The 9,839-nt window shown below is 64.5% G+C and carries 15 protein-coding genes; 10 read left to right on the plus strand and 5 right to left on the minus strand.

Annotation, left to right across the window (positions count from 1 at the left end; all coding sequences use genetic code 11):
• The first annotated feature begins 18 nt into the window (after positions 1-18).
• Together A8M77_RS23575 and A8M77_RS23580 are read left to right on the plus strand one after the other, a co-directional pair.
• On the plus strand, positions 19-1,209 hold the full coding sequence (locus A8M77_RS23575; protein ID WP_086923940.1) for a sel1 repeat family protein: 1,191 nt from the start codon (positions 19-21) through the stop codon (positions 1,207-1,209).
• Between the two features lie 256 nt (positions 1,210-1,465).
• Positions 1,466-1,765 (plus strand): hypothetical protein, encoded by a 300-nt coding sequence (locus tag A8M77_RS23580; protein ID WP_143694736.1) that lies wholly within the window; start codon positions 1,466-1,468, stop codon positions 1,763-1,765.
• A 105-nt stretch (positions 1,766-1,870) separates the two neighbouring features.
• Here A8M77_RS23580 and A8M77_RS23585 read toward each other — a convergent pair whose 3' ends face one another.
• Entirely contained in the window at positions 1,871-2,710 is an 840-nt protein-coding gene (locus A8M77_RS23585) for a hypothetical protein (RefSeq protein ID WP_143694737.1), read from the minus strand.
• A gap of 296 nt (positions 2,711-3,006) precedes the next feature.
• Between A8M77_RS23585 and A8M77_RS23590 the strand changes: the two genes are divergently transcribed.
• The 4 genes from A8M77_RS23590 (at position 3,007) to A8M77_RS23605 (ending at position 5,520) form a co-directional block, all read left to right on the plus strand.
• Complete coding sequence (locus A8M77_RS23590; RefSeq protein WP_086923943.1) at positions 3,007-3,582, plus strand: hypothetical protein; 576 nt, start codon at positions 3,007-3,009, stop codon at positions 3,580-3,582.
• Positions 3,583-3,761: 179 nt separating this feature from the next.
• Positions 3,762-4,445, plus strand: coding sequence for a DUF7673 family protein (locus A8M77_RS23595; RefSeq protein ID WP_086923944.1), 684 nt, complete (start codon positions 3,762-3,764; stop codon positions 4,443-4,445).
• Positions 4,446-4,487: 42 nt separating this feature from the next.
• Positions 4,488-4,856, plus strand: coding sequence for a hypothetical protein (locus A8M77_RS23600; protein WP_086923945.1), 369 nt, complete (start codon positions 4,488-4,490; stop codon positions 4,854-4,856).
• A gap of 7 nt (positions 4,857-4,863) precedes the next feature.
• Positions 4,864-5,520 (plus strand): YkgJ family cysteine cluster protein, encoded by a 657-nt coding sequence (locus A8M77_RS23605; protein WP_086923946.1) that lies wholly within the window; start codon positions 4,864-4,866, stop codon positions 5,518-5,520.
• A 413-nt stretch (positions 5,521-5,933) separates the two neighbouring features.
• Here the strand turns inward: A8M77_RS23605 and A8M77_RS36190 are convergent, their stop codons facing one another.
• Complete coding sequence (locus A8M77_RS36190) at positions 5,934-6,071, minus strand: hypothetical protein (RefSeq protein ID WP_158100982.1); 138 nt, start codon at positions 6,069-6,071, stop codon at positions 5,934-5,936.
• Between the two features lie 140 nt (positions 6,072-6,211).
• A complete protein-coding gene (locus A8M77_RS23610) occupies positions 6,212-6,400 on the minus strand; it encodes a type II toxin-antitoxin system Phd/YefM family antitoxin (protein ID WP_086923947.1) in 189 nt (62 codons plus the stop codon).
• 480 nt (positions 6,401-6,880) lie between these two features.
• Here A8M77_RS23610 and A8M77_RS35465 point away from each other — a divergent pair, with 480 nt between their 5' ends.
• A complete protein-coding gene (locus A8M77_RS35465; RefSeq protein WP_143694738.1) occupies positions 6,881-7,072 on the plus strand; it encodes a hypothetical protein in 192 nt (63 codons plus the stop codon).
• 7 nt (positions 7,073-7,079) lie between these two features.
• Here the strand turns inward: A8M77_RS35465 and A8M77_RS36195 are convergent, their stop codons facing one another.
• The gene (locus tag A8M77_RS36195) at positions 7,080-7,253 is read right to left on the minus strand and encodes a hypothetical protein (protein WP_158100983.1); all 174 of its coding nucleotides are present in this window, start codon (positions 7,251-7,253) and stop codon (positions 7,080-7,082) included.
• A 93-nt stretch (positions 7,254-7,346) separates the two neighbouring features.
• Entirely contained in the window at positions 7,347-7,547 is a 201-nt protein-coding gene (locus A8M77_RS35470; RefSeq protein ID WP_143694739.1) for a hypothetical protein, read from the minus strand.
• 183 nt (positions 7,548-7,730) lie between these two features.
• Between A8M77_RS35470 and A8M77_RS35475 the strand changes: the two genes are divergently transcribed.
• From A8M77_RS35475 to A8M77_RS35480, 3 genes are all read left to right on the plus strand, one after another.
• A complete protein-coding gene (locus A8M77_RS35475) occupies positions 7,731-7,967 on the plus strand; it encodes a hypothetical protein (protein WP_143694740.1) in 237 nt (78 codons plus the stop codon).
• Between the two features lie 34 nt (positions 7,968-8,001).
• Positions 8,002-8,331 carry a hypothetical protein gene (locus tag A8M77_RS23615; RefSeq protein WP_086923948.1) on the plus strand — a complete coding sequence of 110 codons (330 nt, stop codon included), beginning with the start codon at positions 8,002-8,004 and terminating at the stop codon, positions 8,329-8,331.
• A 1,174-nt stretch (positions 8,332-9,505) separates the two neighbouring features.
• Positions 9,506-9,839: hypothetical protein (locus A8M77_RS35480; protein WP_192871668.1), on the plus strand; the 334-nt coding region annotated here is incomplete at its 3' end.

A 9,839-nucleotide genomic window follows, 5' to 3' on the forward strand; every position in this document is an offset into this window, starting at 1 on the left:
AGCGGAGAGGATCTTTCAGTGACCAAGCGCCCTCTCCCCAGTCCGCTCGAATCTGCGACGCCGATCATCGTGCCCAGGCCAAAGCTGTCGGAGACGGCTCTACGCGAGCTGCGCGCGGTTTTCGACGCCATCGATGAAGGCAGGTTCGACCAGGCGGCCAAGCTGGCGTCCGAGGCGCTGGATCGGTCGTCGCGGTCGATCGAGCGCAGGTTCCTCGGCGCGACGATCGCATACGTCGACAGAACTGCCGTCCTGGCGGACCATGTCACGCCTGCTTTGCTCCGTCTGCGACTCAAGGCGGTGGACAGCGGTTTCCATGAGTTCGCGTACAACGCGGCCAACCATTTGATGGAAGCGGCGAGGACGCGCGCCGACTACAAGGCGGCCGCGCGTTACTACAAAATTGCGATGGCCTATGACGGGGAGCCGCGAACGCAAGCCGCGGCGCATGTGAACTTCTGCCCCATCGTTCGGGACGGCCTGATCACTGGTGAAAAGGATTGGCCCGGAGCCGTGGAGATCTACGAGCAGGCTGCCCGGATGGGTCTGATCAAGGGAATGTTCAACGCGGGGAACGTTCTTCTCTGGCTAACAGGCGAGGGGCGGACGGGCGACCACGGAACACGCGCTGCATCGTGGTTCGCACAGGCCATCGATCATTTCGAGCGGCGCCTTCCGCGACTCGATATGGAGTCCGATGCACAGCTCGAGGAGGTCATCACCAACTGCCGCCTGAATCTCGCTGGGATGGACATCGACGGGACCTATGGCGGCGCAGATGCAGAGCGGGGCATCGCCGTGGTACAGGAGCTTGCTCGCCAGGGGCATCCGGTTGGCAAGGACTACCTGCGCGTGGGTCTGAGCAATCGCCTTCAGGCCATCGCTGAGCCGCCCGGCGAATCGCCTGGCGCCAACTGGCGAATCGTTCTCACCGCTCTCCCAGGCCGCGAGATGTACGCGGCATCCCTATGGTGCGGCTCTACACCCGACCTCCTGCTTCGGCAATGTACGGACGGGGTCCGCCTTGGGAACCCAGAGTTCGGAGAGGACAACTGCATGATCTCCATCGCGGTGAACGCGCTGGACGAAGGGCTGATCATTGCGCAAGATGCCAGTCCCCACATGCGCTATGTCGAAGTCGGATCGGGCTTGCGCATGCCGTTTGTGAAGGAGGAGAACTTGCTGGACCTGGGCATCGTTTTGGCATAGGCCCGCCAAGAGCCTCCAGCAATGCGTGAAGCGGTGGGGTGAGAGGGCCGGCAGGGCCGAGCGTCGGTGGCCAAGATCGCGATGTCACACGGCATCAACGCCAACTTCTTCGGGCGTTACGAGACGATCTGCCGTCTCGTTAGACGGCGTCTGCGCGATCCGCGATGATGGCGGCTCCATCACCAAAAGGAAACCCGTGAGGACTTGGGAGTACCGTCTGATCTTGATCAGCATGTATGTTGAGGGGGATCCACCGTTGGAGTTGCACAAGGTCTTCTACAACGACGACGGCTCGCTCCACAGCCATTTTCCGATCTTCACCGTCGCCGGCGAGGATCCTGCCGAGATCCTGGCGGCCGTCCAGACCATGGCCGAGGCCTGCAGGAAGCCCGTGATTGACGCCAACGATTTCCCCGACCTGGAGCCACTGCCGCACAGGTCCATGGACTTCACGCTCACCCTACAAACGAGGCGGCGCCCGATGCCACCCCCAGAGCGCAGGACGCCGGAGTTGCGCGTTGTCCCAAAGATCAGCAGAGACGAGTCTTCGAAGTAGCGCCTGATCGCGCAGGCGTCGATAGTGCCGATCTCGATCTCGGAGAGATCGATCGCGGATCGGCGCGCGCGGATCGCTTCGGATGCACAGATCTCGGACTTGCTCCTACGCCGAAGCGATTCGCCGGCGCAGCGGATCCTGGCACGGCGGCAGGTCCGCACGGTCCGCCGCGGCTTGGCTGGTGGCAGCTGGATCCGTGGCGCATGACATCGGGTTCAGCCTGCATTCCCTATATTGCTTGCCAACCCGCTCAAGCCAATGGCTCGGGACCTCCCGCCGAACCGCCGGGCTGCGACGATCAAGACGCTGGCGAGCGCGCAAGGCATCGGACTGCGCAGCATGCCTGGTCACGTGGTACGCCACAAGGCTGGAAAGCAAGCCGAGATTGCTCCCCTGCGTCCAGTCGATCCCCTGGTTATGGGGGTCCCGGAGCACATTGTCCAGCGCGATTCCCACGTAGGTCGCGTGATGGATGTGGGCGACGAAACCATCTGCCGGGCAATGGATCGCAAAACCCAGCTCCCGGGCCATGCTCCTCATGGTCACCTCCCGCTCCGTGAGCAGGTCCCTGGGGACCACCAGGATGTCTGGCAGACCGGTCTGGGGAGCTGGTTCTGCTGACATGGTTGGAGCCATCCACGCGAACGCCAGGAAGAAAGGAGCCAGGTCTAGCCGTGGCTTGCCTTCGCCCTGGCCGACCAGGTAGAGGTCCGCGAACGCTGCCCCTCCCGATTCCTCGACGAGCAGCTGGAACCCCAGGCGCTGGTGGGGGCTGCTTTTCGGCAGAGCCGTCTTCCGGCGCCTCAGTGAGCCATCCTTGCGGATGAGGTGGTGCTTGAGCTCGCCGGCGAAGACCAGGTGGACTATCGGCCTGCTGCGCGTCGGATCCAGTTCGAGGCCAAAGTGCTGGGCGCTGAACCAATGCATCTGGGAGATCCTGTCCATGTCCATAGCGGGTGGATCGCACTATCCATGCCGACACGGGCCTCCCGCCTCCATCAGTTGGGGGATGCTTTTTCCCCAGGAGGCTCGACGCCAAATGGTGGGTGACGAGGTGCGCATGAGGACGAAGGGGCCGTTTTCGTGCTCGTGCTGGACCGCGTCAGCCAGTGGTTCGTGTTCAACGCCGCCAGACGCACGACGTCCAGATCGACCTCCGTAGCGCTGAGCAGGAGCGAAGCCCAGTAGCATGCCGCTTTCATTCGCCGCGGGGGCCGCGGCTCTGACCGGAGGGGGTTCGCGTGAGCAATCGGCTGTTGGCAATCGTCGAGGTATCGCCCGAGGCGCGGATCGCCTGCCAGGCGAACGGCTGTGGTCACGCCGTCTACAAGCGGATCCACGTGGTGTCCATTAACGGATCGCTGCAGGTACTTGGATCCGAGTGCTTCAAGCGGCTGTTCGGAGGTGCGATTGGCGGCAACCCGGCCTATAGCTCTTCAGACGGTCGTCGGCTCACGGACGCGGAGCGCCGGATGCTTCAGGAAAACACCGCCCAGTTGGTAGCTCAGCTCGAGGCCGAGCACGAAGCAGCGCAGGACCCTGCTCGCGAGAAGCTGCAGCGGATAAGCCAGTCGGGGATTGCTCGCGAAGCCTCGGGCGGCCCACCGCACCGGTTCCGCGCACCGCTTCCGGTGCGCCAGCCGGCGGCTCCACGACGCCATCTCGGCCCGACTCCCGAGGCGATTCGAAAGTACGAGGCTCAGGCCAAGATCGATGTGCGGGCCAAATTCGACGTCGACCCGAACCTTCCAGGTTGGCGTGGCCTCGTTCTGCAGCGCATCACTGAGCTGTCGAAGAGCGATGAGGTTCCGGACTAAAAGCTCGCGGATCTCCGGATTCCGCGGCGGAGTAGGGTCCATCCCTGGCAGGCTCGATCCTGCACCGGCGTGCGCCGAGCCCAGCTTTGCTCGCCGCGGCCGACGAGCGCTTCGTGGTCCCCCGGGCCGAATCCCTCCTGATTGCTAACATGCGTGCATCACGCAATCAAGGAGCGGCTGTGGACAGGGACATCATCGAAACCAGGGGCGCTGCGGCGCTGCAGCGCCTGTTCGCCGTGGCCAACCGGGATTCGGGCCAATGCCGCTACATCGCGCGCTTCCTGCTCGGCTTGTACAACGGCCAGCGGTTTCCCTTCGATTTCACCGACCTGCGCGCGATCGACGGCGATCTCTTCGAGGACTGCGTGACCGTGCTGCGCATGGATGCGCAGGTCTCGCGCCAGGAAGTGCACAAGTACTTCGACGACGACAAGAAGTTCGAGGCCTTGTCCAAGGAATTGGGCATCGGGGACATCATTGACGAGGGGGGTAGCAAGCTGTTCGAGGGCCTGGCCAGGAGATGGGGCGTTGAGGCCGCGGAGAAGGTCCGCGCCGATGCCAAGCGCGCGGCGCAGCCCGTGGGCACGCCGGCGCCGCTGCACGAGGGTGGTACGTTCGACGCCACGTTGCTCACCTATGGCGAGGCCTTCGGCTACCGGGACGTGTCGGTCGTTGCCCGGCTCGGCGAGGGGGGCAACACCGAGGTCCGGCTGAGGCTCACGCCCAGCGACAGCGAAGCCCTCATGCAGCACATCACCCGCGTCCACGCCTTCGCCTGGCGCAACGCCGAGCGCGGCCCGCTGGACAAGAAGCCAGGCGAGATGCGGCCAGCCTGGTTGGACAGAGCGCCTGCGCAGTGGTAGCCGCGGACATCAGCACCAAGGACATCGACGCGAAGCTCGCAAATGATGCAGTTCTCCAGTGACGAACGACATGCAGAGACGCTTGCCTTCTTGAGGCAAGTACGAGACTACATTGCTCGCTGGCCACCGCATCCGGTGAACAGGGACATGCTCGCGAGAATCGATGCCCATCTCGGTGAGCCGGTGCACCGCTTAGCAGAGCAAGCGAAAACTCTGCGCACCGGCGGCGCTTACACCGTCGTGGGCCTGTGTCTTCTTCAGGCCGAACTCCGAGGCGATGAGCTCGTCGTGCGCCTGCCGGACAAGCCGTCCGCTGCACCCGACGAGATGGTGGTTGCCGCCTTGAAGGACGGGATCGAGATCACCATGGGGGTCGCTGATCGGCCCGTTCGCGAATGGAAGGGTGAATGACTCCGCTATGGACCCGCGCGAGATCGATCACCTGCCATCTGACCTGCGCAAGCGTTGGCCCATCGCGGTCGCGCGTGCCGAGGACAAGCTGCAGCGACTTCAGGGCAATGGCCAATCCGCCACCAGGCTGATCCATGCCGCTCAGCGCGCGCGGTCGGTGGCTCAACGCGTGGTGTGGCTGCAGCGAGCCGCTACCGCCTGGGCCCAGCCTCTGGAGGGGATCGCGGCCTGCCGCCGCGGCTGCTCGCATTGCTGCCATATTCCCGTGATGATCTCGCGCACGGAGGCCACCCTGATCGGAGCGGCCATCGGCCGATCGCCGCAGCCGCCGGCGCATGCCATCGAGCTCGATCGAACAAGCTCGCCCGAGGAACTGCATGAAGCCGAGGCGCGCATGCTTGCTGCAAGGCCATTCGGCGAGGCCTGTCCGTTCTTGGTGGACGGCACTTGTTCGATCTACGCGCATCGGCCGATGGCCTGCAGGACGCATCTGAACCTGGATGACGATGACCTGCTGTGCCGGCTGGTGCCTGGCATCAATGTGCCCGTGCCCTATGCGGACGCGACGCAGCTCAAGGCCTTCTATCTGGCCGCGCAACCGCACGCTGAGCTCGCCGACATCCGCGATTTCTTTCCGGTGGCGGAGGAAGGAGTGTCCGCGTGAAACGCACGATCAACAAGGTCGGGCGGCTCGGCGAGGACGGCCTCACCGGCACCATCGCGGTGAACGCGTTGGATGAGGGCCTGATCATCGTGCGAGATGCAAGCCCGGTACTGCCGGTATGTCGAAGTCGGGTCGGGCGTTCGCATGCCCTTTGTGAAGGAAGAAAAGTTGTTGGACCTGGGCATCGTCCTGGCGTAGTCGCAGGTGAATCAGTCCGAGAACACCTTGTCTGGAGAGTAAGTACGTGGAGCCCTTGCACGAAGTTCGAGTACAAGCAAAGAGCCTTCTGAGCTATCTTCGTGAGAGCAAAAAGGCTCTCCTCGTACACGCCATGCCAGAGGGCGAAACTGTCGAGCCCATGGCCTATGTCGAGATCGCCTACCAGAGCCCAGCCATCCGCTGAAGTAAAAAGGTCACGCCTTTTGAAGTGAAATTGTCAACATGGCCAGCACCACGGAGTCCGGCGTGGCGAGTCCGCCGACGTCCGCTGAAGGGAAAATGTCCCCGTTCAAGGGAATTGTCACCGTCGGAGGCCCGTCGACAATCTTCACGAACTTGTTCTTGCACCCCCTACCCGGGGCAAGTCAGCCAGGAAAGACCCCTGGAGCCTCACAGATCCTGCTGAACTCCCGCCAAGCCCGTGCATTTAAAACTCGGCCGATCTTTTGCAGAAATTCGAGCCCGGTGGCGCTCAAGAACTCTCGCCGACTCCGGTTCGCTGGTCGCCATCGACAAGACGCTTGTACTCGCCAAAATCGAGTAAGACATGCGTCGGTTCACCTTGTTGGTCAAGGATAAAGACCGGCCCATTGACTGCCCAGCGCATGACCTCGGCAATTCTGGCCTCGAACTCGTCATTTGAAATGGAGCGCGTGGTCATGGTCCCATTTTCTCTTGGCTGCTGGCTTGCCGAGCCTCGACGCGTGCGCTGAACCGCACGACTGCTGAGGGCATGATCGCCTTCTCGGTCGAGCTCGACCGCATTCGTATCGGTATCCGTGAGTCTGCGCTCATGGAACTGCGCGCCCTTCAGGAGGCCGCTGCGGACAAGCCGTAAACTGTTCGGCACTTCTCATGGGGAGCACGATGGCTAAGAGGTCAATCATGAACCTGGTCGGCAGCGCCGAGGGGCTAGCCCTGATGCAACAGGCTGTGATCGGCTGCCAAGCGAAAACAGAGAAGCGGGCGTTGCGACAGCGACGGTCGTCAAAGGCCGAGCCGTTGTTACTCCAGGGAGGGTCTCCCCCACCGCGGCTCATCGGAAGTCATAGCGAACGGCTACCGGGTCGTCGAGCGAAGGTCAGCGCCCTCCCTTCTTTTACTTGACGCGGTCTAGTTGGAGCGAATCCTCGAGAACGCTATGAGTACAAAGTCCATCATTGATCTAATTGGCAAAGCCGAGGCCTTCCGGCTGATGGGGGAAGCAATTGCGGACGCCGCGAGGAAAAACACGGAAGCCGGCGTCGCGACCGCATCTCACATCAACGGCGTGACTGTCATCACCCAGGGAAAAAGGCCTTCCAAATCTGGCGCAACACCGAAGCAGTCATAGCAACCGGTCACGATCTGCCGAGAACTCGGTTGCGGTTCAGTCCCGTGGTCACCGACAGCTGGCTGATGTTGGGCTCGGCGCCCTTGGCGTGCCACAGGCGGCGCGCCTCGTCGATGAGCGGCTCGCGCAGCATGGCTTCAAACTGCGCGTGCTTCAGACCGAAGGTCAGCGCCAGGCGCACCACGGGACGCAGCAGCGCGCGCAGGCTTGCAGCGCCCAGGCCGTGCGTTCGGCATTTCGTTGCGCTGCGCCGGCACGTCCCTGCGCACGCACATCAAGCTTGGCGCTTTTCGATCCAGTGTGTTGACTCGCCATAAAGGCTGTTTCCCCGCGCCACAGCGTCGCGGAGCTTGTCGCGATTTTGGGGCGTGTCCGGTCGCCACAGGCCGACGTCGCGGCCGGACGCCTCCTGCCGGACTTCGTTGGACCAACGCAACCTGATCTCGAACAGAACGCGCAAGGAATTTTGCTTCATGGAACCCTCGCCGCTGATGAGCGCTGGACAGTGACACGCGCCCACGTCTTACAAGGGCGCGCGCCTGACTATAGGACAAAGGGATTATTTGATGTGAATTTTTCCCAACCAGAATTTGAACTCATGCACAGATCTGTCACACAGCACCCGAGGGGTCCGAAGGCGCGAGGGCGCAGACGCCCCATGGCCAGCACGCGTCATGTGCGGGGAGCATCGCGCTCGCTCCCGGACACGCAAGCTCAGCAAAAGCGCAATGCCTGGATGGCAGCGATGCGAGTGCGCAAGGCAGTGCAGGCCCGCATCGTTGAGGCGTTCCGGCGGCATCTCGAAGGCTCGGGTCCAGGGCCCACGGATGAAGCCCTGCTGATGTTCGCAAGACTGGCGGTCGCGGAACAACGGCTCATGCGTCGCGCCGCCTGACGCAGGAATTCTTCATACCTGTCAAGGAGCAGCCATGACAGCAACCACCATAGGACAAGGAAGCTCTTCGGAACAGGTCGCCTTCGGCAGCCTGCTCGACCTCGCGATGCTGCGCACGGGCGCCGTCTCCGCGGAAGTCTGCGAGGTCTGCAGCACGATCAACCTCGGCTCCGCGCACTTCTGCAAGGGCTGCAACCACAAGCTGCCCGCTTACTACGTGGCCGACCTGGACGACGCGTCGGTCACCAAGCCGGGCACGGGACTGGCCAGGCACGGTTGGGCACGCGCCTGGGACCTGGCGGCGTTCTGGGTGGTGATCAACTCGCTGGCAGGCGCCACGATGCTCGTTCCGTTCGTGTCATAGCCTCGCGGAGGTCCCGCCATGGCAAGCCTCGCCACCCATCCCGAGAGAACGCCCGGCCAGCCCGACTGGAGCGATTGGCAACCGCCGGGCCCTGCCATTCCGCCGCACCAACTGACGCGGGTGTGCGGTGCCTGCCAGACCCTCAACCGGGACACTGCCAAGTACTGCAGGCGTTGCGCACAAAAGCTCTCGCCGCCCAGAACCCTGCGTGCAGTCGGGCCAGATTGGGACGAGATGGACGAGGGGCCGGCGCAGGCGCTTGCCTCAGACGCCACGCTTTCCGCGCACAAGCGGCGCGAAGGCGTCGCGAGCCGGCGTGTCCTGGGGATACCCGTTCCGCCCGGAGTCGATACCTCCATCGTATGGCTCCTGCTCGTGCTCGCCGTGCTGCATGCGGGCTTTGTGCTGTGGTACCTGGGCCGGTCGACCACGCAGGAACCACCGCTCTCGCTGCCGAGTGAGGGCACCTGGCAATCGAAATCGGCGCCGGAAAGCAGCGCCGTGGCCAAGGCGCCCGAGACAGCGCCGCAAACGGTCGAGATCGTTCGTGAGCCGCAACCGAGCCCCAGCGAGGAGGCTGGTGCATCGCAGCCCGGGGCGCCACCACGGGCGCCGGCTGCCGTCGTCGAGGCAAGGGTCGAGCAGGCCGAGCCTGCGACGGCGGAGGCAGCCGCGGCCCCTTTGGTGGCCGATGACCCGGCACCACCTGCCGAATCCATGCGTGCGCCCGCACGCCCGGTCGTGACAGCGAGGGCACAACCGCCGGCGAAGGCGTCTCAAACGCCACGGCCAGTCGCGACGGCACCAACCAACCAGCCGCCCAGCGCAGCGCAACCGTCGATGGGCAGCGAGCCCCAGCGCAGGAGCGAGCCGCTCGGTGTCGCATCGGCACCTCCCCCGCGGCCTGCTCAGGCCCGGCCGGATGCCCTCGAAGCTCGGCCGCGAGCTGTTGCAGCGCCGCAATCTCAAGCCGCCGCGCCGCGCCCTGTGGTGCCCTCGAGCCAATGTGACCGTTACAACCCCTACGGCGAAACCCCTTGCGTGTTGCGACCGGCAAGCCAAGTCGCGCAACCATCGCAACCCGCTTTACGAAATGCGCAGGGTCCTGCAGCGCCGGGAGGCTCGAACGTCGGCAAGAACGATCGTTGGGTCTTTGCGGCAGGAGGCGGAGGCGGTGGTAGCGGCGGAGCTGGCGCCGGTGACGGTGGTGCTGGCGGTGCTGGTGCCGGTGGTGGCGGTGCCGGTGGTGGTGGTGCCGGCGGCGGCGGTGGCGGTGCCGGTGCTGGCGGTGCTGGTGCTGGTGGTGCTGGTGGTGCTGGTGCTGGTGCTGGTGGTGCTGGTGGTGGCGGTCCCGGTGGCGGCGGTCCCGGTGGCGGCGGTGCCGGTGGCGGCGGTCCCGGTGGCGGCGGTCCCGGTGGCGGCGGTGCCGGTGGCGGCGGTCCCGGTGGCGGCGGTCCCGGTGGTGGTGGTGCCGGCGGTGGTGGCCCCGGGGGTGGTGGTGCCGGGGG

This window comes from Variovorax sp. JS1663 (genome assembly GCF_002157355.1).
Classification (GTDB): Bacteria; Pseudomonadota; Gammaproteobacteria; order Burkholderiales; family Burkholderiaceae_C; genus Variovorax.

Coding starts and splice junctions, on each gene's coding strand:
- A8M77_RS23585 (WP_143694737.1), bottom strand. CDS start 2,710: ATGGACAGGATCTCCCAGATGCATTGGTTCAGCGCCCAGCACTTTGGC.
- A8M77_RS23600 (WP_086923945.1), top strand. CDS start 4,488: ATGATGCAGTTCTCCAGTGACGAACGACATGCAGAGACGCTTGCCTTC.
- A8M77_RS23605 (WP_086923946.1), top strand. CDS start 4,864: ATGGACCCGCGCGAGATCGATCACCTGCCATCTGACCTGCGCAAGCGT.
- A8M77_RS23610 (WP_086923947.1), bottom strand. CDS start 6,400: ATGACCACGCGCTCCATTTCAAATGACGAGTTCGAGGCCAGAATTGCC.
- A8M77_RS35465 (WP_143694738.1), top strand. CDS start 6,881: ATGAGTACAAAGTCCATCATTGATCTAATTGGCAAAGCCGAGGCCTTC.
- A8M77_RS35470 (WP_143694739.1), bottom strand. CDS start 7,547: ATGAAGCAAAATTCCTTGCGCGTTCTGTTCGAGATCAGGTTGCGTTGG.
- A8M77_RS35475 (WP_143694740.1), top strand. CDS start 7,731: ATGGCCAGCACGCGTCATGTGCGGGGAGCATCGCGCTCGCTCCCGGAC.
- A8M77_RS23615 (WP_086923948.1), top strand. CDS start 8,002: ATGACAGCAACCACCATAGGACAAGGAAGCTCTTCGGAACAGGTCGCC.